At 60.8% G+C, this 26,337-nt stretch carries 24 protein-coding genes and 1 pseudogene; 16 read left to right on the top strand and 9 right to left on the bottom strand.

All coding sequences use genetic code 11. From position 1 onward, the window contains the following. The first annotated feature begins 108 nt into the window (after positions 1-108). From CYD26_RS10815 to CYD26_RS10780, 8 genes are all read left to right on the top strand, one after another. On the top strand, positions 109-897 hold the full coding sequence (locus CYD26_RS10815) for a DUF4892 domain-containing protein (RefSeq protein WP_102052607.1): 789 nt from the start codon (positions 109-111) through the stop codon (positions 895-897). Positions 898-909: 12 nt separating this feature from the next. After that, entirely contained in the window at positions 910-1,959 is a 1,050-nt protein-coding gene (locus CYD26_RS10810) for an AI-2E family transporter (RefSeq protein ID WP_102052592.1), read from the top strand. A gap of 130 nt (positions 1,960-2,089) precedes the next feature. Further along, positions 2,090-2,179 (top strand): K(+)-transporting ATPase subunit F, encoded by a 90-nt coding sequence (gene kdpF, locus CYD26_RS10805; protein WP_065759426.1) that lies wholly within the window; start codon positions 2,090-2,092, stop codon positions 2,177-2,179. 8 nt (positions 2,180-2,187) lie between these two features. Continuing rightward, on the top strand, positions 2,188-3,882 hold the full coding sequence (kdpA, locus tag CYD26_RS10800; RefSeq protein ID WP_102052591.1) for a potassium-transporting ATPase subunit KdpA: 1,695 nt from the start codon (positions 2,188-2,190) through the stop codon (positions 3,880-3,882). Positions 3,883-3,892: 10 nt separating this feature from the next. Beyond that, complete coding sequence (gene kdpB / locus CYD26_RS10795) at positions 3,893-5,947, top strand: potassium-transporting ATPase subunit KdpB (RefSeq protein ID WP_102052590.1); 2,055 nt, start codon at positions 3,893-3,895, stop codon at positions 5,945-5,947. A gap of 15 nt (positions 5,948-5,962) precedes the next feature. After that, positions 5,963-6,523: a potassium-transporting ATPase subunit KdpC gene (gene kdpC / locus CYD26_RS10790; protein ID WP_099774030.1), complete on the top strand. Its 561-nt coding sequence runs from the start codon at positions 5,963-5,965 to the stop codon at positions 6,521-6,523. A 15-nt stretch (positions 6,524-6,538) separates the two neighbouring features. Beyond that, a complete protein-coding gene (locus tag CYD26_RS10785; RefSeq protein WP_102052589.1) occupies positions 6,539-9,193 on the top strand; it encodes a sensor histidine kinase KdpD in 2,655 nt (884 codons plus the stop codon). Then, positions 9,190-9,888, top strand: a complete 699-nt coding sequence (locus tag CYD26_RS10780) for a response regulator (RefSeq protein WP_065759421.1) — start codon at positions 9,190-9,192, stop codon at positions 9,886-9,888. Before CYD26_RS10785 ends, CYD26_RS10780 begins: the two co-directional genes overlap by 4 nt. A gap of 30 nt (positions 9,889-9,918) precedes the next feature. Here the strand turns inward: CYD26_RS10780 and CYD26_RS10775 are convergent, their stop codons facing one another. Further along, positions 9,919-10,956: a patatin-like phospholipase family protein gene (locus CYD26_RS10775; RefSeq protein ID WP_065759420.1), complete on the bottom strand. Its 1,038-nt coding sequence runs from the start codon at positions 10,954-10,956 to the stop codon at positions 9,919-9,921. A gap of 162 nt (positions 10,957-11,118) precedes the next feature. Between CYD26_RS10775 and CYD26_RS10770 the strand changes: the two genes are divergently transcribed. Continuing rightward, positions 11,119-11,397, top strand: coding sequence for a hypothetical protein (locus CYD26_RS10770; RefSeq protein ID WP_099774032.1), 279 nt, complete (start codon positions 11,119-11,121; stop codon positions 11,395-11,397). 18 nt (positions 11,398-11,415) lie between these two features. Next, positions 11,416-12,183, top strand: a complete 768-nt coding sequence (locus CYD26_RS10765; protein WP_102052588.1) for a CHAD domain-containing protein — start codon at positions 11,416-11,418, stop codon at positions 12,181-12,183. 23 nt (positions 12,184-12,206) lie between these two features. Here CYD26_RS10765 and CYD26_RS10760 read toward each other — a convergent pair. The 3 genes and pseudogenes from CYD26_RS10760 to CYD26_RS10750 form a co-directional block, all read right to left on the bottom strand. Beyond that, positions 12,207-12,440 (bottom strand): annotated as a pseudogene (locus CYD26_RS10760) (terminase); the annotation flags it as partial. A gap of 83 nt (positions 12,441-12,523) precedes the next feature. After that, complete coding sequence (locus CYD26_RS10755) at positions 12,524-14,002, bottom strand: methyl-accepting chemotaxis protein (protein WP_102052587.1); 1,479 nt, start codon at positions 14,000-14,002, stop codon at positions 12,524-12,526. A gap of 86 nt (positions 14,003-14,088) precedes the next feature. Continuing rightward, the gene (locus tag CYD26_RS10750; RefSeq protein ID WP_102052586.1) at positions 14,089-14,895 is read right to left on the bottom strand and encodes a TatD family hydrolase; all 807 of its coding nucleotides are present in this window, start codon (positions 14,893-14,895) and stop codon (positions 14,089-14,091) included. Between the two features lie 370 nt (positions 14,896-15,265). Here CYD26_RS10750 and CYD26_RS10745 point away from each other — a divergent pair, with 370 nt between their 5' ends. Next, complete coding sequence (locus tag CYD26_RS10745; RefSeq protein ID WP_099774035.1) at positions 15,266-15,574, top strand: hypothetical protein; 309 nt, start codon at positions 15,266-15,268, stop codon at positions 15,572-15,574. A gap of 44 nt (positions 15,575-15,618) precedes the next feature. Here CYD26_RS10745 and greB read toward each other — a convergent pair whose 3' ends face one another. The 3 genes from greB to CYD26_RS10730 form a co-directional block, all read right to left on the bottom strand. Beyond that, positions 15,619-16,116: a transcription elongation factor GreB gene (gene greB, locus CYD26_RS10740; RefSeq protein ID WP_065759413.1), complete on the bottom strand. Its 498-nt coding sequence runs from the start codon at positions 16,114-16,116 to the stop codon at positions 15,619-15,621. Between the two features lie 69 nt (positions 16,117-16,185). Continuing rightward, positions 16,186-18,693, bottom strand: a complete 2,508-nt coding sequence (locus CYD26_RS10735; protein ID WP_102052585.1) for an ABC transporter permease — start codon at positions 18,691-18,693, stop codon at positions 16,186-16,188. Continuing rightward, positions 18,693-19,376 (bottom strand): ABC transporter ATP-binding protein, encoded by a 684-nt coding sequence (locus CYD26_RS10730; RefSeq protein ID WP_099774037.1) that lies wholly within the window; start codon positions 19,374-19,376, stop codon positions 18,693-18,695. Before CYD26_RS10730 ends, CYD26_RS10735 begins: the two co-directional genes overlap by 1 nt. Before the next feature lie 10 nt (positions 19,377-19,386). On the opposite strand from CYD26_RS10730, the gene CYD26_RS10725 reads away from it, so the two are divergent. The 4 genes from CYD26_RS10725 (at position 19,387) to CYD26_RS10710 (ending at position 23,985) form a co-directional block, all read left to right on the top strand. Further along, the gene (locus CYD26_RS10725) at positions 19,387-19,992 is read left to right on the top strand and encodes an arylesterase (protein WP_099774038.1); all 606 of its coding nucleotides are present in this window, start codon (positions 19,387-19,389) and stop codon (positions 19,990-19,992) included. 56 nt (positions 19,993-20,048) lie between these two features. Then, a complete protein-coding gene (locus tag CYD26_RS10720) occupies positions 20,049-20,330 on the top strand; it encodes a hypothetical protein (RefSeq protein ID WP_065759409.1) in 282 nt (93 codons plus the stop codon). A 115-nt stretch (positions 20,331-20,445) separates the two neighbouring features. Then, entirely contained in the window at positions 20,446-21,417 is a 972-nt protein-coding gene (locus tag CYD26_RS10715; RefSeq protein WP_102052584.1) for a L,D-transpeptidase family protein, read from the top strand. A 420-nt stretch (positions 21,418-21,837) separates the two neighbouring features. After that, complete coding sequence (locus tag CYD26_RS10710; protein WP_102052583.1) at positions 21,838-23,985, top strand: hypothetical protein; 2,148 nt, start codon at positions 21,838-21,840, stop codon at positions 23,983-23,985. 143 nt (positions 23,986-24,128) lie between these two features. On the opposite strand, the gene oprI is transcribed toward CYD26_RS10710, so the two are convergent. Beyond that, on the bottom strand, positions 24,129-24,380 hold the full coding sequence (gene oprI, locus CYD26_RS10705; protein WP_037058464.1) for an outer membrane lipoprotei OprI: 252 nt from the start codon (positions 24,378-24,380) through the stop codon (positions 24,129-24,131). A gap of 511 nt (positions 24,381-24,891) precedes the next feature. On the opposite strand from oprI, the gene CYD26_RS10700 reads away from it, so the two are divergent. After that, positions 24,892-25,173: a GNAT family N-acetyltransferase gene (locus tag CYD26_RS10700; RefSeq protein ID WP_065762041.1), complete on the top strand. Its 282-nt coding sequence runs from the start codon at positions 24,892-24,894 to the stop codon at positions 25,171-25,173. A gap of 69 nt (positions 25,174-25,242) precedes the next feature. Here the strand turns inward: CYD26_RS10700 and CYD26_RS10695 are convergent, their stop codons facing one another. Continuing rightward, positions 25,243-26,319, bottom strand: a complete 1,077-nt coding sequence (locus tag CYD26_RS10695; RefSeq protein WP_099774042.1) for a 3-deoxy-7-phosphoheptulonate synthase — start codon at positions 26,317-26,319, stop codon at positions 25,243-25,245. Positions 26,320-26,337 lie beyond the last annotated feature (18 nt).

Genomic DNA, 26,337 nt, shown 5'->3' with positions numbered 1-26,337 from the left:
CAGGCAACTGTCGAGGCTTGGCGGGTTGAACAGGGAGACAACCATGACCACGTGTGACACTGCCTCACCTCGCGGCGCCCTTCAGGGCGTGGCGTGCCGATGAATATGATGACGAGCCTGAAATCTGCTGTTTCCGCTCTGGCCTTGCTCGTTGCCTGGCCGCTGGTTGCCGCCGAACTGCCGGTGCCAACGGATGCCAAAGCCGTTGATCAGCACGCGGCGACGGAGCAGGAACGCGTCTACCCGCTGGGTGCCCTGCGCAAGATCAGTGGCCAATTGCGCATGGAGAACAAGATTGAGGGCCGAGGCCAACTCAGCTCGGTGACCTGGCAGCTGCCCGTCGAGCGGACCGCCAGCGAGGCGTTCACTCAAGCGCGAGAAGCCTTGCAGGCAAAGGGCGGCTATGCGCTGTTCTGGTGTGAGGCGCGTGACTGCGGTGAGAGCAACCTGTGGGCCAATGAGGTGTTCGGCAACGCGCGGCTCTATGGCTCCGACGAGCAGCAAGCCTTTGTGCTCCTGCGCCTGGCTGCGCCAGCACAGGATACCTTGATCGCCTTGTACGGCATCACACGTGGGAACAAGCGGGCCTACCTGCATGCCGAGCAGTTTGTTGCCAATGCGCCCCTGGCGGACGTTTTGCCAACCCCGGCAACGGTGCTACGTGAACTGCGCAGTACCGGCAAGCTGGACTATCCCGACCTTGAGGGGGAGCCGCCAGCAGACTGGGTTGTACTGCTTGGGCGAAGTTTCAACCTGGACAGCACCCTGCGTGTCACACTGGCTGGCGCCCAGGCTGAAGCCTGGCGCGAACAGTTGATCAAGACCGGTGTGCGCGCGGCGCGGCTGGAAGTTGGTCAGGGCAGCGCAAGCGGCCTGCACGTTGAATTGATTCGCTGATCAGGGAACATCATGCTGAGTAACGACCGCCTGCTGGTACAGATCCTCCTGCTGGGATTGCTTGGGGCTGGCCTGTGGGTCATGGCGCCATTTTTCTCTGCGTTGCTCTGGGGGGCGATCCTGGCGTATGCCAGCTGGCCGTTGATGCGCCTGTTGACGCGGCTGCTGGGGGACCGAGAGACCCTGGCAGCGGCGTTCCTGACCTCGCTGTGGATTTTACTGGTGGCCTTGCCGCTGGTCTGGCTGGGGTTCAACCTGGTGGACCACGTTCGCGATGCTACGGCGTTCATTCGAGACGTACAGGTTGACGGCCTGCCTGATGCGCCGAGCTGGTTGGGCAGTATTCCATTGATCGGCGGACGCCTGGTGGGTGTCTGGGTCGCTGTCGACCAGCAGGGTGTGGCCATGCTGGCCAATCTCAAGCCGTACTTCGGTCAGGTCGGGAACTGGCTGCTGGCGCGCAGTGCCCAGATTGGCAGCGGTATGCTCGAAATTGCCCTGAGCCTGGTGTTCGTGTTCTTTTTCTACCGTGACGGGCCGCGTCTTGCGGCGTTTGTCTTGAGCTTGCTGGGCCGCCTGATCGGTGAGCGTGCCGGCTACTACCTCGACCTGATTGCCGGCACCGTGCAGCGTGTGGTCAATGGTGTGATCGGCACGGCGGCGGCCCAGGCGTTGCTGGCATTGATCGGATTCTTGATTGCAGGCGTACCGGGTGCGCTGGTGTTGGGCATCATTACCTTCATGCTCAGCCTTATCCCCATGGGCCCACCACTGGCCTGGATACCCGCCACCGCGTGGCTGGTCTGGAAGGGGGAATACGGTATGGCGGTGTTCCTGGGCATGTGGGGCACGTTCATCATCAGTGGCGTCGACAACGTGCTCAAACCCTATCTGATCAGCCGTGGCGGTGACCTGCCGCTGGTGATTGTCCTGCTCGGTGTGTTTGGCGGTCTGTTGGCGTTCGGTTTCATCGGCCTGTTCATTGGCCCAACCCTGCTTGCGGTGGCCTACAGCCTGCTGCTGGACTGGGTGCACAGCAAGCCGGACCAGCCGCGCGCCTGACCCGCTGCAGCACCGCCGGTGATCTTTACGCACTCTTTATGCCTTCATCGGGCACTCGCTCTCGTTCCTTTACAGCCTCTCTTCCGACAATGACCGTCAGCGGCACTGTGCTGCGAGACGGAGAGTTGTGATGAGCATTCTGGACGGGGTGTCACTGCTGCTGGCAGTGGCGTTGTGGGTTTATCTGATGGCCGCGCTGTTGCGCGCGGACAGGGGCTAGGAGTGGCCATGCACAGTTACGATTACGCGTTGCTGTTGGCATTTTTCGCCATCGTCTTGTTGCCGGCACCTTGGCTGGGCCGTTTCTATTACAAGGTGATGGAAGGGCAGCGTACCTGGCTGACGCCGATTCTGGGGCCAGTGGAGCGGGGTTGTTATCGCATCGCAGGTGTCGATCCGGGCCGCGAGCAGAGCTGGCAGAAGTACGCGCTGGCCTTGCTGGCGTTCAACCTGGCTGGTTTCCTGATGGTGTTCGGTGTACTGCTGCTGCAAGGTTACCTGCCGCTCAACCCGCAGCATTTGCCGGGACAAGAGTGGTCGTTGGCATTCAACACTGCAGTCAGTTTCATGACCAACACCAACTGGCAGTCCTACAGCGGTGAGGCGTCAGTCAGCTACCTGAGCCAGATGCTTGGCATGACCGTGCAGAACTTTGTCAGTGCCGCGACGGGCCTTGCCGTGCTGGTCGCGCTGTGCCGTGGCATTGCCCGACGCTCGGCGAGCACGGTGGGTAATTTCTGGGTCGACATGACCCGTGCAACCCTCTATGGCTTGCTGCCGCTGTGCCTGGTACTGGCGTTGTTGCTGGTTTGGCAGGGCGTGCCGCAAACCTTCAGCGACTACGTCAAAGCGCTCACCCTGCAAGGCGTCGACCAGCTTATTCCGCTGGGGCCGGCCGCCAGCCAGATTGCAATCAAGCAACTGGGTACCAACGGCGGCGGCTTCTTCGGGGTCAACTCGGCGCATCCATTCGAGAACCCGAGTGCCTGGAGCAACCTCTTCGAGGTGTCTTCAATCATCCTCATCCCGGTGGCCCTGGTGTTCACCTTTGGCCATTACGTCAAAGATCTGCGCCAGAGCCGGGCGATCATCGCCTGCATGCTGGCGCTGTTCCTGATCGGTGGGTCGACTGCGCTGTGGTCCGAGTACCAGGCCAACCCGGCATTGAGCAACCCTCAGGTCGAACAGACGGCACCGCTTGAAGGCAAGGAAAGCCGCTTCGGCACCACCGGTAGCGTGCTGTGGACGGTCACCACTACAGCGGCGTCCAATGGCTCAGTGAACAACATGCACGACAGCCTCAACCCAATCAGCGGCATGGTGGCGATGGTCAACATGATGGTGGGCGAGGTGATTTTTGGCGGTGTGGGTGCCGGGCTCTACGGCATGCTGCTGAACGTGTTGATCGCTGTGTTTCTGGCGGGCCTGATGATTGGCCGCACACCGGAGTACCTGGGTAAGAAACTGCAGGCGCGTGAAGTGCAATTGCTGGTAGCAACCTTGCTGGTGATGCCACTCGGGGTACTGGTGCTGGGTGCGCTGGCAACCAGCTTGCCTGGCCCTGCAGGCGCGGTGAGCAACCCGGGTGCTCATGGCTTCAGCCAACTGCTGTATGCCTACACCTCGGCCAGTGCCAACAACGGTTCTGCCTTCGCTGGGCTGGGTGCGAATACCACGTTCCACAACGTGATGCTCGGCCTGGGCATGCTGATTGGCCGCTTTGGCTACATTCTCCCGGTACTGGCCCTGGCCGGCAGCCTGGCGCTCAAGAAAACCGCGCCGGTAGGGCAGAACAGCTTTCCGACCCATGGTCCGCTGTTTGTCACCTTGCTGTTGGTCACCATCCTGTTGATCGGTGGCCTGACCTTCCTGCCGGCCCTGGCCTTGGGCCCGGTCGCTGAACACCTGAGCCTGGGCTTCTAAGGAGCGAATCATGAACATGCCGATTCCTGATGTGAATGCGGTGCCGGCCGAACAGGCTCGGACGACTTTTGCTGCGCTGTGGCGGCCAGCCCTGGTGCAGGCGTTCGTCAAACTTGATCCGCGCCAGTTGAAACGTGCGCCGGTGATGCTGGTGGTCGAGCTGACGGCGGTTTTCACCACCGTGCTCTGCCTGTTGCCCGACAGCGCTGTGCCGACCCATGTGGCGCTGCAAATCGCCCTGTGGCTGTGGTTCACCGTGCTTTTCGCCAACTTTGCCGAAGCGTTGGCCGAGGGACGTGGCAAAGCGCGCGCCGACAGCCTCAAGGCGGGTAGCCAGGGCCTCAGTTGCCGGCGTCGTAACGCCGCTGGCAGCTATGAAGTGATACCGGCCACGGCGCTGCGAAAGGGTGATGTGGTCAAGGTGCTGGCCGGTGAGATGATCCCTGGTGACGGCGAGGTGCTTGAAGGTATCGCCGCTGTCAACGAAGCAGCCATTACCGGTGAGTCTGCGCCGGTGATTCGTGAGTCGGGCGGCGACCGCTCGGCCGTTACCGGCAACACCCGGCTGGTCTCTGACTGGTTGTTGATCAAGATCACCAGCAACCCCGGTGAGTCGACCCTGGACCGAATGATTGCCTTGGTCGAAGGTGCCAAACGGCAGAAGACGCCCAACGAGATCGCGCTGGACATCCTGCTGATCGGCTTGACCCTGATCTTCCTGGTGGTCGTGGTGACCCTGCAGCCGTTCGCCTATTTTGCCGGCGGTGCGATTCCGTTGGTGTTCCTGGTGGCGCTGCTGGTGACCCTGATCCCGACCACCATTGGCGGCTTGCTCTCGGCCATCGGTATCGCCGGCATGGATCGCCTGGTGCGGCTGAACGTGATTGCCCGCTCCGGGCGTGCAGTGGAGGCCGCCGGTGATGTGCATGTGTTGATGCTCGACAAGACCGGCACCATCACCTTCGGCAACCGTCGTTGCAGTGCCCTGCATGCCGCGCCAGGGGTGAGCGCTCGTGAACTGGGCGAAGGCGCCTTGCTCGCTTCGTTGGCCGATGACACCGCTGAAGGTAAATCGATCGTCGAATACCTGCGGCAGTTGCACGACTTCAGCGAGCCGCAAGCCAACGCGATGACCGTGGTGCCGTTCAGCGCCGAGACACGCTTGTCGGGGGTTGATTACCAGCAACGCCGTTACCGCAAGGGTGCAGTGGACTCGGTGCTGGCGTTCGTCGGTATGCAGCGTCTGGAGATGCCTGTTGCGCTGTCCAAGGAAGTCGACAAGATCGCCCAGAGCGGCGGCACGCCGCTTCTGGTTTGCATGGACAAGCGTCTGCTCGGCGTCATCCACCTCAAGGATGTGGTGAAGCCAGGTATTCGTGAGCGTTTCGCCGAGCTGCGCCAGTTGGGCATCCGCACGGTGATGGTCACGGGCGATAACCCCCTGACCGCTGCAGCAATCGCTGCTGAAGCCGGGGTGGATGATGTACTGGCTGAAGCCACACCAGAGAAAAAGCTGGCGCGCATTCGTCAGGAGCAGAATGACGGGCGCCTGGTCGCCATGTGTGGCGACGGTGCCAACGACGCACCGGCACTGGCACAGGCAGATGTTGGCATGGCCATGAATGACGGCACCCAGGCCGCGCGCGAAGCCGCCAACATGGTCGACCTGGACAGTGACCCGACCAAGCTGCTGGATGTGGTGCAGGTGGGCAAGGAGCTGCTGGTCACCCGTGGGGCGTTGACCACCTTCTCGATTGCCAACGATGTGGCCAAGTACTTCGCCATTCTTCCGGCCCTGTTTGCTGCCATCTATCCGCAGTTGGGGGTGCTGAACCTGATGCAACTGGCCAGCCCACAGAGCGCAATCCTGTCGGCGATTGTCTTCAACGCCTTGATCATTGTCGTGCTGATTCCGCTGGCTCTGCGAGGGGTGCGGGTGAAGGCTGCCAGTGCCGCTCACTTGTTGCGGCGCAACCTGCTGATTTATGGGCTGGGCGGGCTGATCGTGCCGTTTGCCGGGATCAAGTTGATCGACCTGCTGCTCAATGCGTTGCAACTGGTCTGAACCGAGGAATTGAACATGACTACGCTAGTACGTCCGGCCTTGAGCCTGATGCTGTTGATGACGCTGATCACCGGCGCGGTTTACCCACTGGTGGTCACCGGTGTCGCCCAGGTGGTTTTCCCCGAGCAGGCCAATGGCAGTTTGCTGCGCGACGATCAGGGGCAGGTGCGCGGTTCATTGCAGATTGCCCAGGCGTTCCAGGGTGATGCCTGGTTCCAGTCACGACCTTCGGCGGCGGATTACGCCACCGTGGCCAGTGGCGCCAGCAACCTGGCGCCGAGCAACCCGGCACTGGCTACCCGTGTGAGCGAGGCGGCTGCACGTGTCTTCACGGCACAGCAGGGGCCCGTGCCCCTGGCATTGCTGACCACCTCCGGTAGCGGCCTGGACCCGCACCTGCCACCGGCGGCAGTGGCTTATCAAGTGCCTAAGGTGGCAGCGGCGCGGCAGGTTTCGGTGCAGGCCTTGCAAGGTCTGGTCGAGCAGTTCACCCTGCAGCCGCTGGTTGGCCCGCCGGTGGTCAATATCCTGGCCCTCAATATGGCGCTGGACCGACTGGCACCTGCGTCGAAATAAGGACAAGCCGTAACCATGAGTGATTCCGAACGCGCCGATGCGTTGTTGGCCGAACTGCCGCGTGACGGTCGTGGCCGACTGAAGGTGTTCCTGGGGGCTGCACCCGGGGTGGGTAAGACCTATGCAATGTTGCAAGCCGCACACGCCCAGCTGCGTCATGGGGTCAAGGTGGTGGCGGCGGTGGTCGAAACCCATGGTCGTGCCGAAACTGAAGCGTTGCTTGGCGGGTTGCCCCAGCAGCCGCGTGTGCGCTCGGAATACCGTGGTGTAGTGCTTGAGGAAATGGACCTGGACGGCCTGCTCAAGGCCGCTCCGCAACTGGTGCTGGTGGATGAGCTGGCCCACAGCAATGCGCCGGGCAGCCGTCACGCCAAGCGCTGGCAGGATGTGCAGGAGCTGTTGGCGGCTGGCATCGACGTCTACACCACGGTCAACGTGCAGCATCTGGAAAGCTTGAATGACCACGTGCGTGGCATCACCGGTGTGCAGGTGCGCGAGACGCTGCCGGACTGGGTACTGCAAGAAGCCTTTGAACTGGTACTGATCGACCTGCCGCCGCGTGAGCTGCTGGAGCGCTTGCGCGAGGGCAAGGTGTATGTGCCGGAGCAGGCCCGCGCGGCCATCGATGCCTTCTTCACCCAGACCAACCTTACCGCGTTGCGCGAGCTGGCCATGCAGACGGCTGCCGCCCAGGTCGATGCCGATCTGGCACACGGTTACCGCAAACTGGGGCAGGATGCGCCGGCGTTGCGTGGGCGGTTGTTGGTCGGTGTCGATGGCGATGCGCAGGCTGAGCGGCTGGTGCGTCATGCCAGTCGCGTTGCGCAGCGTCGGCACCTGCCCTGGAGCCTGGTGCATGTCGACAATGGCCGCTTGCGCGATGAAACAGCCCGTCAGCGTCTGCAGGCTGCTCAGCGGTTGGCCGAGCGCCTGGGGGGCGAGGTGGTGGTGCTGCGCGCCGGCGAGGTGGCCAATGCCTTGATCCAGCATGCGGCCGAGCGCCGGGCCAGCCTGGTGCTGGTCGGGCAGTCGCGTGATCGGCTGCGCCGTCGCCTGTTTGGTGCCGGGGTGGCTGCACGGCTGTTGCGCGAAGCCCATGGCCTGGAAGTCAACGTGCTCAACCGGGATACCCAGCCCGAACCTGTGCGGTTGCCTGTGCGGGGGGAGTGGGTCTGGCGGCATTACCTGTTGGCGCTACTGGCCACGGTGTTGGCGAGCGGCCTGGCCTGGGCGGTCGCCAGTGTATTGGCGTTGCCGAACATCTCGTTGGTGTTTCTTGCCGCCGTGCTGCTGGTGGCAGTACGCAGCAGCCTGGGGCCTGCGCTGGCCTGCGCCGTGCTGTCGTTTCTGAGCTATGACTTCTTGTTCATCCCGCCGACATTCTCCTTCAGCATCCAACGTGAAGAGGATGTCCTGACCTCATTGTTTTTCCTGTTGATGGCGGCCTTGACCGGCAACCTGGCTGCCCGTCAGCGTCGGCAGCTACAGGCGCTGCGTGAGACCCAGGAACAGACCAACCAGTTGCTCGGCCTGTCGCGTAAATTGACGGCAGCGACTGATCGCCAAGCGGTGTTCACTGCTGCCGGTCAGTACCTGGACAGCCCGCACGATTTGCAGGTGTGCCTGCTCGATCGTGATGCCGAAGGCGCCCTGCGGGTGGCCAGCGGAGGTGCATTGCAGTTCAGCGACAATGAACGTGCCGCTGCCGATTGGGCCTGGCAGCACGATCAGGCTGCCGGGCTTGGCAGCGACACCTTGCCCAATGGGCGTTGGTGGTGGTGGCCGTTGTCTGCAGAGGAGGGGCCGTTGGCCTTGCTCGGCGTACGTCCACGTGAGGGGTATACGCTGACGCCGCAGCGACGACGTATGCTCAAGGCCCTGAGCCAGCCACTGGCGCAGGCGCTGGCGCGTGCTCGCTTGGCCGATGAGCTGGAAGCGGCGCGTCTGCACGGTGAGACCGAGCAGCTGCGCAGCGCCTTGCTTGCCTCGGTCTCCCACGACCTGCGTACCCCGCTCACCGCCATGCGAGGCAGCATCGACAGCTTGCTGGCACTGGGCGAGGCCATCCCTCTGGAAGATCGTCGTGAGTTGCTTGAAGGCACCCGCGACGAAGCCGAGCGGCTGGACCGTTACATCCAGAACCTGTTGGACATGACCCGGCTGGGCCACGGTGGGCTGACGCTGGCCCGCGATTGGGTCGCTCCGGCAGACATCGTCGGCAGTGCCTTGAACCGCCTGCGCGTGGTGCTGGCGCCGTTTCAGTTGCGTGCTGAAGTTCCGCCGGACCTGCCCTTGTTGTACGTTCATGCGGCACTGATCGAACAGGCGCTGATCAACGTACTGGAAAACGCCGCACGCTTTTCACCCCCTCACGGGCGACTCGAACTGTGTGTAACGGTCGAGGAAAAGATGCTGTGTTTTGCTGTCAGCGACCAAGGCCCCGGTATTCCACCGAATGAACGTGAACGGATTTTCGACATGTTCTATACCGCCGCCCGGGGGGATCGTGGCGGGCAGGGCACCGGCCTTGGCCTGGCGATCTGCCAGGGCATGATCGGCGCCCACGGTGGGCATATAAGGGTTGCCGAGGGCATTGATGGCCAGGGCACCTGTATCACTCTATGCTTGCCGCTCCCGGCCCAACCTGAACTGGACAGCGACACGCCATGACCCAGACCGCGACCTTGCTGGTCATCGACGACGAACCACAGATTCGTAAATTTCTGCGCATCAGTCTCAGCTCCCAAGGCTACAAGGTAGTGGAGGCTGCGACGGGTAGCGAAGGGCTGAGCCAGGCGGCATTGACCCGCCCGGACCTGGTGGTACTTGACCTCGGTCTGCCGGACATGGATGGGCAGCACGTGCTGCGCGAGTTGCGCGAATGGAGCCAGGTGCCGGTGCTGGTGTTGTCGGTACGGGCCAGCGAAGTGCAGAAGGTCGAGGCGCTGGATGCGGGTGCCAATGACTATGTCACCAAACCCTTTGGTATCCAGGAGTTCCTGGCGCGGGTTCGCGCGCTGCTGCGTCAGGTGCCACGGTCGGTAGCCCAGGAATCGGCGCCTTGTTTCGGGCCGTTGACCGTTGACCTCGCGTTTCGTCGGGTGACCCTCGACGGTGTAGAAGTGGCATTGACGCGTAAGGAGTATGCGCTGTTGGCGCAGTTGGCCAGCCATCCGGGGCGGGTGATTACCCAGCAGCAACTGCTCAAGGACATCTGGGGACCAACCCACGTCGATGACAGCCACTACCTGCGGATCGTGGTTGCTCATGTACGGCAGAAGCTGGGTGACGACCCCACCTCGCCGCGGTTTATCGTGACAGAGCCCGGCGTGGGCTATCGATTGATTGGTCCAGACGGGATATGAGCGCCTGGGTTTTGTAGGTGCCAGCCGCGCTTAGCGCCGCTCCCCTTCATAGTTGTCCAGGGTATCGCTGGCGATCTGCCGTCCCAGCGCAATCAGCTCCGGTGCCTTGTAGAACTCGAAGAAGCGGCAGACCCGTTTCGGAACGTTGATCAGTACATCCGGCGGGTAACCGGCGATTTTGTATTGCGCCAACGACGTCTGCATCACCTCGAAGCTCTGGTTGATCAGGTCCAGCAGCGATGCGGGCCCAACGTTATCGATGATGAAGGAGCCGCTGGCGGATTTCGGTGCGCCATCGATTTCTGGAGCGGCTGCCGGTTGCTGCGCTTCAGGGTCGGCGGCTTCGCTGAGCCAAGGGTTGGGGGCTGGTGTGATCGGGCTGATTTCCTGATCCAGTTGCATCAGGTGCTCGGCCTGTTTACGCCGAAATGGCAGGTGCGAACCCAGCGAACTGATCAGGTGGTCAAAGCGCATTTTGAAGGCAGGGGGGCGCTCAATGATCGGTAACTGGTAGTGTTTCTGGTTGGTTGCATTGAGGTTGACCGCTATGATCAGGTCGCAGTGGCTCGACACCACGGGTATGATCGGCAACGGATTGAGGATGCCGCCGTCGACCAGCATGCGGTTGCCTTGCACGACAGGTGTGAACAAACTGGGAATTGCCGCCGAAGCACGCATCGCCTGGTGCAGGCAGCCTTCCTGAAACCAGATTTCCTGCTGGTTGGTCAGGTCAGCAGCGACGGCGGTGTAGGGGATCCGCAATTCTTCGATGTTGATCTCTCCGACGATCTTGCGGATTTGGCCGAACACCTTTTCGCCCCGAATCGCCCCGAGACGGAAGCTCACATCCACCAGACGCAGCACATCCAGGTAGTCCAGGCTTTCAATCCAGTTACGGTATTCATCGAGCTTGCCCGCTGCATAGATGCCGCCAACCACCGCGCCCATGGAGCAGCCGGCAATGCAGGCGATATCGTAACCGCGACGCTCGATTTCCTCGATGACGCCGATATGTGCATAACCTCGAGCACCACCCGACCCTAACACCAGTGCTACACGTTTACTCATGGTTGCTCCTGGGCGGCATTCGACCGTCAATGGTCTAACAATGCACCTAATCGTAGCTGTGCTTCAATCGATAGATGCGCTGCGATAGGCTGAGCGCGGCACTTTTGTACAGCTGTGCCGTCGAAGTCTCCAACTTGATTTCTTTTTGTTGAGGTATTGCTGATGAAAGCTTGGATTACCCTGCCGCTGATTGCCCTGGCCCTGAGCGGTTGTGCCGGTAAAACGGCCTATCGCGACAGTTGTGCCACCCAGCTCGACGCAGCCTGGAAAGAGCTCGACCTGGCCAAGGCCGAAGGCTTTGCCGGCACGGTAAGCTACTCTAAGGCTTTGTCACTGTTGACCGGTGCCAAGACCCAGCAACAGTTCGAGGCATTTGACGGCTGTACCAACAAAGCCGAGAAAGCCCGCTTCTATATCCGTGAATCCCGCGCTGGACGTTGACCCCCTCAGGAGTAGGACATGGCGGCAATGCTTGATCATGTAATCGTCCAGATGCTGAGCCTGCAGGTTCGCTTGATGGCCTGTCAGGCGCGCCTTGAGGCCAATACCGACAGCGAGGCGTTGCATGATTTGCGCATCAGTGTACGGCGTCTGCGTAGCCTGCTAAGACCCCTGCGGGGCTTGCCCGGGGTTGATCAGCTGGAGCATGCCGCTGGCAAACTGGGCGAGCTGACAACCCCGTTGCGCGACCGCGAGGTACTGGCCGCTCAACTGCTGGAGCGTGGTCAGTATGCTGCTGCCCAGCGGCGCCTGGAGAAAGAGGGCGAGGTGTTCGCACAGGTAGCTGTCAGTGCTGAGCTGCAGCGTGTGCAGGCGATCATTGATGCGTTTCCGATGTTTTTACGTGCCGCGCAGCGTCAGAAGCTGATTCGCCGCTTGAGCCAGCGCATCGACAAGCGTTTGCGGGGGCAATGGAAAGACGTGCACAAGGCGCTCAACGACCCTGACCATGATCGTCATCGCTTGCGCTTGTTGATCAAGCGGGTGCGCTATGGTGCCGAGGCCTATCCGCAGCTGGAGTGCCTGAGTGATCGGCTTCAGCGGCAACTCAAGGGCGTACAGGGCGATCTGGGCGACTGGCACGACCTGGTACAGTGGTTGTCACAGGCCGAACAGCAAGGCGACCTGGCACCCTGCGTCACGCACTGGCAGAACCAGTTACGTGACGCAGAGATCCGCGCCGACCAGAGCCTGGCGAAACTGCTGGCTGACATGGAACGTCGCTAAGCCGATCAATTGCCATGGCCTGAGTCGCTTTGCCTGGCGTCAATGGCGGTGCCCTGGCGTTGCAAGGCAAGCGCGGCGAGGAGGGCGATCACTCCCACGGCCAGCACGCCCAGGTCCACATTGAACAGGCCGGCCAGCACCATCAGCGTGCCAAGGATGAACAGCGGCACGGCAATCAGGTGGAGCGCCAGTTTGGTTGGATGGTGGTGGTAGTGTCGCCATTGCCAGGCGTGCACGTTGGGTAGGCGTTTGCTCATCGCAAGGCTCCTCAGGCAGTTACGTCATACCTGAAGAATAGTTTGGCCCCCGAAGGGGGGCCAATGCGACCTCTCTATTGAGGTTATAGCTTGAGCTGGCCGATGGCTTTGCTCAATTCGCCGGCCAGGGTCGCCAGTTCGCTACTGGTGGTGGCCGAGTCGACGGTCTGCTGCACGGTTTCTTCGGTCACGTCGCGAATACTGACCACCGCGCGGTTCATTTCTTCGGCCACCTGGCTTTGCTGTTCAGCCGCGACAGCAATCTGGGTGTTGCTTTCACGCATCTGTGCCACGGCACTGGTGATTTCGGCCAGGGCTTCACCGGCTTCTTGCGCTTGCTTGACGCAATCGTCGGCCTTGTACGAGCTTTCCTGCATGAAATCCACGGCATCGCGGGTGCCGGCCTGCAGGGCGGCGACCATGGTGGTGATCTCGTCGGTGGAGGTTTGTACGCGCTTGGCCAGATTGCGCACTTCGTCGGCGACCACCGCGAAGCCACGGCCCAGGTCGCCAGCACGTGCGGCCTCAATGGCCGCGTTGAGGGCCAGCAGGTTGGTTTGTTCGGCGATGCTGTGGATCACGCTCACCACACCGTTGATCTTCTGGCTGTCTTCGGCAAGCTGGTGGATCATCTCAGCGGTCTGCTGCACGCCACTGGACAGCCCGGCGATCGAGGTTTGTACCCGGCTGACCACTTCCTGGCCGCTGCCTGCGAGGGTGTCTGCGGTCTGCGACAGGTCGCGTGTGGCGCCGGCATGCTGAGCGATGTGGTACACGGTGGCGGACATCTCGTTGATCGCTGTCGCGGCCTGGTCGGTTTCACTTTGCTGGCCGAGCATGCCGTGGCGTACCTCGCTCATGCTCGTGGCCAGGCGTGCGGCGCCGGAGTCAAGCTGTGCTGCCGTGCGCGCGACAGTGTTGACGACACGGTGGTAGGTGGTCTGCATGGCGTTGAATGCCGAAGCCATCTGCCCGACCTCGTCACCGCAGGCCAGGGGTACCCGGGCCGAAAGATCACCGGTTTTCTCCACGTGGAGCATCACGTCCTTGAGTGTGTTGAGCTGGCTTAGCAGGAACCGGATCAGCAGTTGCGAGGCGCAGAGCATGGCCAGCATCAGGATCAGTACGCACACGGCATAGTTGGCGAAGCGGTCGCTGATCACTTGAATCAGGCTCGGGGCCTGGGCCAGCACGGCGACCTGTTGACCGTCGCGGCTGATGACCTGGGCGCCAATCAGTGGGTTGTCACCCAGCACCGGGAAACGGTTCAGCTCGACCCAGCCTTGTGCAGCGCTCAGGGCGGGCAGGGCTTCACCATTGAAGCTCGGGGTTTGCCCGGCACTGATGCTCAGATAACGATGGTCCTGGGGCAAAGGCTGACCGGCAGGCCAGGTGGCCAGCAGGCGAGCCTCCACCTGAGCCTTGTTCTGGGCTTCCTCGGCCCGGGCCTGTTGTTCCAGATGCACGGCATACAGCACCAGAAACAATGTTGTGACGAAGGCGACAGCGTTGACGGCCCAGAATTTGTACTTCAGGGAGATATTGCTAAGCCAGGCACCCATGGTAGGTCTTCTCTGATTGAGCGGAAATATTTTTGGCAAGGTGCCATCATTTTGCCTTCGCTTTTACGGGTAAGTCTTGATATGCGTCAAGCAATCACTGGCAGGTTGAAGAAGGCCCGGGCGCAGTCGGTGGTATGGGCGGCCAACTGCTCCGGTGTTTCGCCGCGATGACGCGCCACTTCATTGAGCACTTCGGGCAGAAAGGCCGGCTCGTTGCGACCGCTTTTCGGCTTGGGCCGCAGGCTGCGCGGTAGCAGGTACGGGGCATCGCTTTCCAGCATCAGTCGCCCACGGGGAATGCTGCTCACCAGCGGATGGAGGTGGGTGCCTCGGCGCTCGTCACAGATCCAGCCGGTGATCCCGATATGCAGGTCCAGGTCAAGGTAGCCGAACAGCGCGGTGCGCTCACCGGTGAAGCAATGCACCACGGCGGCAGGCAGGCGATCGCGGAAATCCTTGAGGATCTGCAGCAGACGCTCGCTGGCATCGCGTTCGTGCAGGAACACGGGCATCTGTAGCTCAACTGCCAGGCTCAGGTGTTCCTCCAGGACTTTTTCCTGTTGTGGGCGCGGAGAGAAGTCGCGGTTGAAGTCCAGCCCGCATTCACCCACGGCACGTACCCGTGGTTGCTCCAGCAGTGCGCGCAGTTGCCGTGCACTGTCTGTTGTCCAACTGCTGGCGTCGTGTGGGTGGATACCGGCGGTACTGAACAAGCGCAGGCCCGGTTCATCAAGTTGCTGGCACAGCTCCAGTGCCTGTTCGCTACCCGCCAGGCTGGTACCTGTCACCAGCATCTGACATACACCGGCGGCTTGGGCACGCTCAAGCAATGCCGCCTGCTGGCCGGCAAAGCTCGGGTTGGTCAGGTTGACGCCGATGTCGATGAGTTGCATGGTCCTACCTCGGGGTATTGGCTTTATATGCCTGAAAAATGCTGAAAAATAACAATAAATCAAAGATTTTCAACAATGCCTGATCCTGTTCTGCTCGGATCCCTGTTGGCTTGCCGACGATGCAGCTGTCTTGAACGCCTTGGCACCCCGCCGATGCCACAGCAGGCATGCCTGCTTCATAGGTTTTTTGTTTCTGAGTGTGTTGACAGCCCGCCCGCCGCTTCTCTAGGATGCTGACTTGCGCCGATTTAAACAGCTACTTGCGGGGCGCAGGACACTCCCTGATGGGTGACCGAATACCGCTAAAACGCTGGTTCGGTGACGCCTCCCACCGCAGCCCAGCGGGATCTGCGAGGCGGAGAAATACTCCATGAGTTGCCCACGTACCAGTGTTTGCCTAAGCCCTCTCCCTGCCAGCCAAGCGGCGCGTACGCCACGTATTCTGCTGGGTGGCCAGCATCAACCGACACTCCTGCGTTACCTCGATGGCTGGCCACGCCGCAAAGGCCGCGCTACGGCCTTCCTGATCCAGTTTGCCGCCCACAACGTTGCACTGAGCGGCTTCGCTAATGACCGTTTCGATTTGGCAGTGGTGCAGTCGCCCTCGGCTGAAGAGGCCGCAGAGGTCATCGGCCATTTGACCCGTATCGCTCGCCAAGGCCTGATTACCCGCGCCTGACCCGCCTTTGTCCGCGCCGTGACCTCAAGGTGCGGCGCTGGTGTTCAGGGGTAGTCGATTTCGACGATGTAAACGAGTTGCTCACCTGTGGGTGTCTGCACCCGTACTTCGGCGTCCAGCGCCTTGCCGATCAGGGCTCGGGCCAGCGGTGAGTCGATGCTGATCAGGCCCAGTTTCAGGTCCAGTTCGTCCGGGCCGACGATACGGTATCGTGACTGCTCCCCGTCCTCGTTCTCGATGGTGACCCAGGCGCCGAAATACACTTTGTTCGGGTCGCTGGGGCGCTCACTGACAACCTTCAGGTTCTCCAACCGTTTGCTCAGGAAGCGGACACGGCTGTCAATTTCGCGCAGCATTTTCTTGCCGTAGGTGTACTCCGCGTTTTCCGAACGGTCGCCTTGCGCTGCCGCCTCGCTGACGGACTGGGTGACCTGGGGGCGGCGCACGTGCCACAGTTCATGTAGCTCAGCGCGCATGCGTGCTTCGCCTTCAGGCGTGATCAGAGCGGTGCCGGCAGTGCGCGGTGGGCGATAACGACTCATGGGGCAGGGTGTCTCTTGGTGATTGCCTGGTATAGGTAGCGGTCTGTTGATATGAGCATCGCGAGTCTATCAGCCCTCGCGCAGCACGGTCAGTGGGCTGGCATTCAGCGCACGGCGCGTGCCGTATACCCCGGCGCTACCAATCAGCAAAGCGCCCAGTACCGGTAGTACCAGCAGCCAGGGATGCGGGCTCCATTTCAAGTCAAAGGCATAGTGGTACAGCAGCAGGCTGATCAGTTCAGTGCCGAGTGCGGCAAGCAGGCCGCTGGCAGCACCGAGCAAGCCGAACTCGATACGTCGGGTCTTGGTCAGCAAGCGGCGACCGGCCCCCAGTGCCCGCAGCAGTGCACCTTGGTGAATGCGTTCGTCGAGTGTCGCCTGCAGGCCGGCGAACAGCACTGCCAACCCCGCAGCCAGAACAAACAACAGCACGTACTCCACCGCCAGGGTCACCTGGCCAAGGATGCTGCGCAGTTGATTGAGCAAGGCGTCGACCTGAAGGATGGTCACCGCCGGAAAGGCGCGGGACAGGGCCACGAGTTGCGCGTCATTGCCAGGCGCCAGGTAGAAGCTGGTCAGGTAGGTGGTCGGCAGGTTTTGCAGGGTGCCGGGCTGGAAGATCATGTAGAAGTTGGGCTGGAAGCTGTCCCAGTTGACGGTGCGCAGGCTGCTGACCAGCGCCTCGCGTTCCATGCCGCCAATGCTGAACGTCAGGTGGTCACCGAGCTTGAGCTTAAGGCTGGTGGCCAGATCGGCTTCAACTGAGACACCGGGCAGGGCGTCTGCCGGGGGCGTGGCCTGCCACCACTGACCGGAAACGAGGGCGTTGCCCTGTGGCAGATCGGCTGCCCAGGTCAGGCTCAGGTCACGCTGGATGGCGCGATCGCCGGTAGAGTCCTTGCTGACGATTTGCTGCACCGCTTGGCCGTTGATGTGTGTCAGGCGGCCGGGAATCACCGGGTACAGCGGTGCTGCTTGGGCGGAGAACTCGCTCAGGCGGTGGGCGAAGTCAGCTTTGTCATCCGGCAGGATGTTCAAGGCAAAGTAGTTCGGCGCGTCTTTGGGCAACTGGTTTTGCCAGGTGTCGAGCAGTTCGCCGCGCAGCAGAGCGATCAGCGCCATGGCCAGGAGGATCAGGCCGAAGGCCAGTGACTGGCCCGCCGCGCCCAGCGGATGGCGCAGCAGCTGCCCAAGGCCCAGGCGCCAGGCCAGCGGTGCGTTGGCCAGCAGGCGACGCAGGCTGCGCAAGCCAAGCAGCAACAGGCCGCCGAGCAGCAGGGCAGCGATCAGGCCGCCGCCCAGCAGGGCAAAGGTCAGCAACAGGTCCAGGCTGAGCCGCCACATGATCAGGCCCAGGGCGAACAGCGCTGCGCCATACACCAGCCAACTGCTTGGTGGGACGGGCAGCAGGTCGCGGCGCAACACGCGCAACGGCGGAACCCGGCCCAGGGCGGCAAGGGGAGGCAAGGCGAAGCCCGCCAGCGCCACCAGCCCCGTGGCAATGCCGGCCAGTGCCGGGGCAATACCGCCTGGTGGAATCTCGTTGGGCAGCAAGCCTTTGAGCAGCTGGAACAGGCCAAACTGGGCGAGCCAGCCCAGCAATGCGCCGCTGAGGGCCGCAGCGCCGCCAAGTATTGCCAGTGGCAGGCAGAACAATGAGAGTGCCTGGCGCCGCGAAAGGCCCAGGCAGCGCAGCAGGGCGCTGGCATCGAAGCGCCGGCTGGCGAAACGGCTGGCCGACAGGGCCACGGCCACGCCTGCCAGGAGCACGGCCACCAGGCTGGCCATGTTCAGGTAGCGTTCGGCCTTGCCCAGCGCACCGCCGATCTGGCGGTTGCCGTCACGTGAGTTCAGCAGTTGCTGGTGGGCGGCCAGCGCCGGTTTGATAGCCTGCTGATAAGCGCTCAGCGCAGCCGGTACGCCGCGCCACAGGTCGCGGTAGGTGACCCGGCTGCCGGGCTGAACCACGCCGGTAGCGTCAAGGTCGGCCAGGTTGATCAGTACCCTGGGGGTCAGGCTGTAGAAGTTGCCGGCGCGGTCCGGTTCGTAGGTCAGCACCCGGCTCATGCGCAGGCTCTTCATACCGACGTCAATGCTGTCGCCGATTTTCAGGTTCAGCGCTGCCAGCAGGCGTGACTCAACCCAGGCCTCCCCCGGTGCCGGACCTGTGCCGGGTGTTTCTGCGGCATAGGGCTCTGCCGCGCTGCGCAGTTCGCCGCGTAGCGGGTAGTTGTTGTCCACTGCCTTGACGCTGGAGAGCTGGATACCGCTGTCGGCAGCGATAACACTGGAAAACTCAACGACACGGGCATGTTCGAGGCCTTGGTCGATACCGGCGTTGATTTGCGCTGTACTCGCCGGTGCGCTGCCTTGCAGCACCAGGTCGGCCCCCAGGAACTCGGTGGCGCGTAGCAACATGGCACCGTTCAGGCGTGCGCCGAAGTAGCCGATGGCGGTGCTGGCGGTCACCGCAATGACCAAGGCAAAGAACAGCACGCGCAGCTCGCCTGCACGGGCATCACGCAGTAACTGACGAAACGCCAGGCTCAGCAGACGGAAAAACGACAGATGTGCCATCAGGGCTCCAGGGGGGTGACCAGGTGACCGGCATCCAGGTGGATCAGGCGACGGCAGCGTTTGGCCAGGCGTTCGTCGTGGGTGACCAGTACCAGCGTAGTGCCACGTTCCTTGTTCAGTTCAAACAACAGGTCGCTAATGCGTTCGCCGGTGTGGCTATCGAGGTTGCCTGTCGGTTCATCGGCAAACAGCACGGCAGGGTCTGCGGCAAAGGCCCGGGCGATGGCCACTCGCTGCTGCTCACCCCCGGAAAGCTGGCGTGGCGAATGGCTCAGGCGCTGGCCCAGGCCAACCCGTTCCAGCAGGCTGCGAGCGTGTTCGCGGGCGTCGCGACGGCCGTCGAGCTCCAGGGGCAGCATGACGTTCTCCAGTGCACTCAGGCTGTCTAGCAACTGGAACGACTGGAAAACAAAACCGACATGTTCGGCACGCACCTGGGCGCGCCGGTCTTCGTCCAGGCTGCCAAGATCATGCCCGGCCAGGGTGACAGAGCCGGCGCTAGGCAGGTCCAGGCCGGCAAGCAGGCCGAGCAGGGTCGACTTGCCTGAACCCGAGGCGCCAACGATGGCCAGGCTGTCGCCCTGTTTCAGGTCCAGCGACAGTTCATGCAGGATAGTCAGATCGCCTTCCGCGCTGGGAACCACTTTGCTAAGGTTCTGCGCAATGAGAATGCTGGGGCCCATGGAGAATCCGATGCGAGTGTGGATATTGAGTGCCGGTCTGGCCTTGCTGTGCATGGCACAGCTTGCCACGGCGGGTACCGTGTTGATCGTCGGGGATAGTATCAGCGCGGGTTTCGGCCTGGATACCCGTCAAGGGTGGGTGTCGTTGCTGCAGGCGCGCCTGAAAACCGAGGGATTCGACAGCCAGGTGGTTAACGCGTCAATCAGTGGCGATACCAGTGCAGGGGGCCAGGCGCGCCTGCCAGCGCTGCTTGCAGAGCACAAGCCCGCGCTGGTGGTGCTTGAGTTGGGCGGCAACGATGGCCTGCGCGGGCAGTTGCCGGCGCAATTGCAACAAAACCTTGCTGCGATGATCGACAGCTCCCGCGCTGCGGGCGCCAAGGTGGTTCTGCTGGGCATGCGCTTGCCACCCAATTATGGCGTTCGCTACACCGAAGCGTTTGCCAGGGTTTATGACAATCTGGCCAAGGATAAACAGGTCCCTCTGGTGCCGTTTTTTCTCGAGGGTGTGGGCGGCGTGCCCGAGCTGATGCAGGCCGATGGGCTGCATCCGGCACAGGGAGCACAGCAGCGGCTGCTGGATAATGCCTGGCCGGTGATAAAACCGCTGCTTTGACGCTTTTCTAGTGATCGGCTTTCGGCTAATGTTGCGCCCCCGATTTGGAGCCCTCAATGCCGCGTCCCGCCTGGTCCCTGTATGCCTATCAATTGATCGAGCCCGACGAACAGCTTGATCTGTTCGCCTGCCAGGAGATCCGCGTTCATCTGGTGGCCCGTCAACTTGAGCTGGGGTGTTCGGCAGACCGTACCTTGTGCGGTACGTTGTTGCCTGCTCAGCCGCGGTGGTCCGGGGTAGAGCGTTCGATCTACCGTGACCGGCGTCTGTGTCCGCTATGTCGGGCGATTCTCGATGCCCAGCGGCGTGGCACACGGCCGGTGTGGCCGCAACTCTGACAGCATTTGCCTGTCATATGCGCACGTAACCGTTCACCCCGATGTCTCCCGGTCAGGCGGGGGCGGGTGTACAATCGCTGTCTTGCCCCTATTGAATTAGCGAAGGATTTTCCGGATGTTGTCGCGCTTTCCCGCCGTCACCCGTTGCCTGTCTATTGCCGCCGTGCTGGCGACAGGTTCCGCCACTGCCCTGGAGCTGCCTCTGCCGCCGCCCGGGGAAGACGTCGTTGGCCAGGTCCAGGTTATCAAGGCCAAGTACGAAGACACCTTCGCCGACATCGGCACTGCCAATGACCTGGGTTACCTGGAGATGGTTGCTGCCAACCCCGGTGTCGACCCATGGCTGCCGGGTGTGGGTACCGAGATTGTTCTGCCAACCCGTTACGTCCTGCCGCCAGGTCCGCGTGAGGGTATCGTGATCAACCTGGCTGAGTACCGTATGTACTACTTCCCGAAAGGGCAGAATGTGGTGCATACCTTCCCGCTGGGTATTGGTCGCGAAGGTTGGGGTTCGCCAATTGCACAGACCAAGATCACTGCCAAGACGCCAAACCCGACCTGGACGCCACCGGCTTCGATTCGGGCCGAGCACGCGGCCGATGGTGATCCTCTGCCGAGCATTGTACCGGCCGGGCCGGACAACCCACTGGGGCCGTTCAAGTTCACCCTGGGTGTACCGGGTTACCTGATTCACGGTTCCAACAAGAAGTTCGGGATTGGCATGCGTACCAGTCATGGGTGTTTCCGCATGCTCAACAACAACGTGCTGGCCCTGTCGAAGATGGTGCCGGTTGGCACTCCGGTGCGCATCATCAATGAGCCTTACAAGTTCGGCATGAGTGCGGGCAAGGTTTATCTTGAGGCGCATACGCCGCTGGATGACAAGGGCAACCCCTCGGTGGTCGACAAGCACACTGCGGTCATCAATGCCTTGCTCAAGCGTCAGGATCTGGCCAATAACCTGCGCATGAACTGGGACATGGTGCGCGATGTTGTTGCTGCTGAAGACGGCATGCCAGTGGAGATCGCTGTGCCGGGCGCAGCCACCGCGCCGATGGTTTCCAGCGTGCCGCTCGAGATCCAGTAATACGCCAGGGTGCTGCAAGGGCCTGCCATTGTGCAGGCCTTTTTTTGCGCGTGTATCTCACTGACTCATCAATAGCCTGGAGGAGTCGCCCCGCCGTTTCTATCGTTCACAGCCGATTTTGCATCCTGGCGCTGCCACTGATGGGGCGTCTGCTACCCAAGGCGTTGGTGGAGCAGGTCCTTGAACGTAAAGCTGTAAAACGGCTCTGTGGGCGCGTGCATCCAGCATGTAAAGACGCTCGCTGCTCTTGCGAATCGTCTTAGATGCAGCGAGCCTGAACCCTCCAAAAACCAGATCGAAAAGTAACCCTGTAATCAGCCAACCTCTTACAGACAGCTCCTGCATTCCACACCACCATTCCTTGCGCTTCAAAGGATGAAGCGACAGCACCTGGTGCTGCTAACCGTCAAGGAATGACCTATGGATGATTTGCCGCTGTACGAACAAAACCTGATCAGCTACGACCCGGAAAATGGCCTGCCGATACCGCGTTGGCTTGATCCTTCTGTGAGCAGCGAAGATCTGGCGGCCCGCGAACTGGCTGAGTTGCTCGGGTTTTGCATGAAGCCGGAACTGCTGGATCCTGCCAGGTATATCAATACTGAAATAGAACGAATGATCGAGGCCTCGAGCGCATCGCAGGCGACCAAAGAAAGGCTGAACATTCTCAGCCCCATCAAGGTGACTTTCCGTGAGCGAGCGCCTTCAGGAGGCGGGTTGGTCGGCACCATCGCCCCCTCTCCCTTACACACCCAGGCCTTCGAGTTGAAACAGATCGTCACGGGCCAGCATTACGTCACGCTTAAAGACAAGGTGATGATCAAAGTCATCTGGCCGAAAGACTTTCCATCGGATCTGATCTCCGCTCTGGAGTCTGTAGACCTGCAGTCCGATTACAAGAACCGGGTGATCGAGCATTACACTCACCCGGACATGGAGTACATGTACAAGATGCTCAGCGAGCAGGTGCTGAAACGTCACCTTCAGCATCATGCGGGCCTCCCCACGACGTCAGTCAGCAGCCAAAACCTGATCAAGGCGTATCAAAACAGTCAGATCCAGCCAAAACGTGTTTACTTTCGGGACAAGTACGTCGTCACTCAAGCCGTCTGCCTAGAAGCTCGCGGATCCATGGCCGGCGTTGAGCCTCATGCGGCCCTTCTGGTTTTTTGCGGCGAGCCGGACGATCAGGCGGTCTTCGAGCTTCCCGGCGATGGGCTGAAGAGAAGGGAAGTCATTGAAGCATCAGAGCTAATGGAAAAATACGTGCTCAAACGCCTTTCGATCTACGACGGTCTCAGGTTCAAGAAGTTTGACTTGAAGTATCAGGGCATCGAGAAGCGCAGCAATGATTACCTGCGGGACGCATCCCTGACGTTTCATGACAGCGACGACATTATTTCGCATCTGTACGTCACCAATCTGGAGAGACTGGTCTCTGACATCGATACGCTGGTCTTCACATACACCGAGCGTCTGGTCGATCAAGGGCTTGAACTCTTCGGCGCAGTATTGAACATCGTATCCGGGGGCGTGGCCGCGCCGACAATTGGCGCAGGGCTGGCTGGCCGAATGCTGTTGGCTTCCTTGCTAGGATTGTGTTCAGCGGGTATCGAGGCGACCAGAGGTATGTTGGCAGATCGTCCGGAGGACGCTGACAAGCACTACAAAGCGGCGATGATCGCGGCGATCTTGGAAATCGTGACCGTCATGATCCCCAAGACAGCCTCGATAGGGCTTACCAACACCAGCAAGAACGCGATATCCGGGAACGTCCTCAAGCGCATGAGGTTCGACGGCGTGACACCACCTCTTTATCACGACATCCGGCTCATCAACCGGAACGTAATTCCCTCGGAGTTAGGCGCCATGCACCTGAAGCGACGTCTGCTCGAACGTCTGAGTCAAGGCCCAGCTGCGGCCCAGGACATGATTTATGAATACGCACGGTGCATGAAAAAGACAGTGGAGAATCACAAACTCATCATTTACCGGGGTCAGGTATTTCGTGGCGATATGCGTACCCCCGAGGTCATTTTCAGAGACGGCTTCCAGCTTCGTACGCCAATCTCGGAGATCAAGAAAGACATTCATCAAATCACGGGCGTTCGGGGAGGCTTCGGCGGAGGCCGCAATGCACTGGATCCTGACGGGAAAGGCATCTCTACTTCGGTGTTCTATTACAAGGAACACACGGGGGCTTTTGTCTACGGCGGGAAACGCGGGGGCTATACGTACGTCGTCGACACCATCGACATGGATGGCTACCACCTCTACGCCAATCACCACATGGCCAAATACCCCAACTCACGGCAGATCAACTTGAGCCCAACGGAAATCAACTTTGGAGACAACATTGCCGGTGACATGATTTTGGGCGCCTACGACCAATCAGGCCGATTTATCCCCAACGGCTTCGGCCTGGAGATGTTCGCACGACGCAGAGCCAGCGAAATAGAAAAGCAGCTGATGGAGGCCGCCACCCGAGCAGTGGGTAAAGCTCAATCACATGTTGCCGCCCAAGTCCTGAAAGATGACTCGAAGTCTGATGCGAGAAACCGGGATTGAGAGCTGTCAACGTCGTTCGCATGACGCGGCATCTGGCAGAGGCGGTCATTCAAGCTTGCGAGCGCCTTTTCCGGTAGTCCGTGATGAACCAAAAAAAAGCCGGCCCACAAGTGGGCCGGCTTCATAACAATCCCGAAAGATTATTATTTGCGGCTGGCTTTTTCCAGCATGCGCAGAGCGCGCTCGTTAGCTTCATCAGCAGTCTGTTGAGCTTTTTGAGCTGCAGCCAGAGCGTCGTCAGCTTTACGATAGGCTTCATCAGCACGAGCTTGTGCACGAGCTGCTGCGTCTTCGGTAGCAGTCAGACGAGCTTCGGTTTCTTTGGATACGCTGCTGCAACCGGTAGCCAGAACTGCGGCCAGAGCCAGAGCAGAGAATTTCAGAACGTTGTTCATCGTGTTCCCCTTCAAGGACTTTCTATTAAAGAGCCATCTCTCAACAAAGAGAAACTGGCCGGCGTACATACTACCCATTACTTGTAGTAAGTAAACTGACACAGCGCAAGAACTGGAAAAAAATTACGCTTCTGTCGAAACCGACACAGTCGCTGTATGAAAAGCATTCAGCTTTAGACGGTCCAGGTTGCAGTATCTAGTGTAAGGCGTTGTTTTTTGTTGAACTAAAGGTGACTTTAACGGTCATCCTTCGTCACAGGACTAGAACATCCGGTAACTGTCAGTGCCATTGAAGGGTACGACGTTGGCGTGCTGCTAGTGCGCGATTTTTACGATCAAGCGCCTTGAGCATCTGTACCCAGGGCGCCTACTATTTGTGACGTGCTCAGCTGCCAGAGAACGACCAGGCTCTTCTCCTTGTCCAACTGGGGCACGGGGTGGCGTAGAGGTTCCTTCGCCGGACAAACATCGGTAAGGTAGGGGTCAAATACAAGACCCGCGAGGAGTAGTGATGAGCGAGGCGTTGTCCATCCACCATGACCAGGCTGGTCATCAGTTCGAGACCAATGTGGACGGTCATCGTGCGTACCTGACCTACATGGATCTGGGGAAGCAGACCCTGGATATCTACCGTACATTCGTGCCCAATGCGTTGCGCGGTCGCGGCATTGCGGCTGCACTTACCGAGAAGGCGCTTGAGTACGCCGATACCATGGGCTACACGGTCATTCCATCCTGTTCCTATGTCGAACGCTATATGGAACGGCATCAACGGCAGTCGTCGAAAGCCTGAATACCTGCCAGCAACCGCGGCAAACACAAAAACGCCGGGCATTTGCCCGGCGTTTTTGTGTGCGTGCTACTAGCCCCGTTGACGCTTTGGCAGTACATCCTTGAGCTTGGCGTGCATGCTGCGCAGCGTGTTCGCCGTGGTGTCCCAGTCGATGCAGGCATCGGTGATCGAGACGCCGTACTGCAGTTCGGAAAGGTTTTTCGGAATCGCCTGGCAACCCCAGTTCAGGTGGCTCTCGACCATCAAGCCAATGATCGACTGATTGCCTTCGAGGATCTGGTTGGCCACGTTCTCCATGACCAGTGGCTGCAGTGCCGGGTCCTTGTTGGAGTTGGCATGGCTGCAGTCGACCATGATGTTCGGCTTGATCTTGGCCTTGGTCAGTGCCTGTTCGCAGAGTGCCACGCTGACTGAATCGTAGTTTGGCTTGCCGTTACCGCCGCGCAGTACCACGTGGCCGTAGGCGTTGCCTTTGGTGGTGACGATGGAGACGCCACCTTCCTGGTTGATACCCAGGAAGCGGTGAGGGCTGGAGACCGATTGCAGGGCGTTGATCGCTACGGTCAGGCCACCGTCGGTACCGTTCTTGAAGCCGACGGCCGAGGACAGGCCCGAAGCCATTTCACGGTGGGTTTGCGATTCAGTGGTGCGCGCACCAATGGCCGACCAGCTGATCAGGTCCTGCAGGTATTGTGGCGAAATCGGGTCGAGTGCTTCAGTTGCGGTTGGCAGGCCCATTTCCGCCAGGTCCAGCAGCAGTTGGCGGCCGATGTGCAGGCCGTCCTGGATTTTGAACGAGTCATCCAGGTACGGGTCGTTGATCAGACCTTTCCAGCCCACGGTGGTACGCGGCTTTTCAAAATACACGCGCATGACCAGGTACAGGGTGTCGGACACCTCTGCGGCCAGTACTTTCAAGCGTTCGGCGTACTCGTGGGCGGCCTTGATGTCGTGAATCGAGCAAGGGCCGACGACCACGAACAGGCGGTGGTCCTTGCCGTCGAGGATATTGCGCACCACTTCGCGGCCCGCAGTCACGGTTTTCAGCGCGGTGGCACTGAGAGGTATTTCCTTCTTGAGCTGATCGGGGGTGATCAAGGTCTCGTTGGAGGCAACGTTAAGGTCATCGATCGGTAAATCAGCCATCGTGTTACTCGTCAGGTC

It is taken from the genome of Pseudomonas sp. FFUP_PS_473, assembly GCF_002858665.1.
GTDB classification, from domain to species: Bacteria; Pseudomonadota; Gammaproteobacteria; order Pseudomonadales; family Pseudomonadaceae; genus Aquipseudomonas; species Aquipseudomonas defluvii.
The sequence above is the reverse complement of the archived record's forward strand: the minus strand, read 5'-3'. Positions and strand labels throughout refer to the sequence as shown.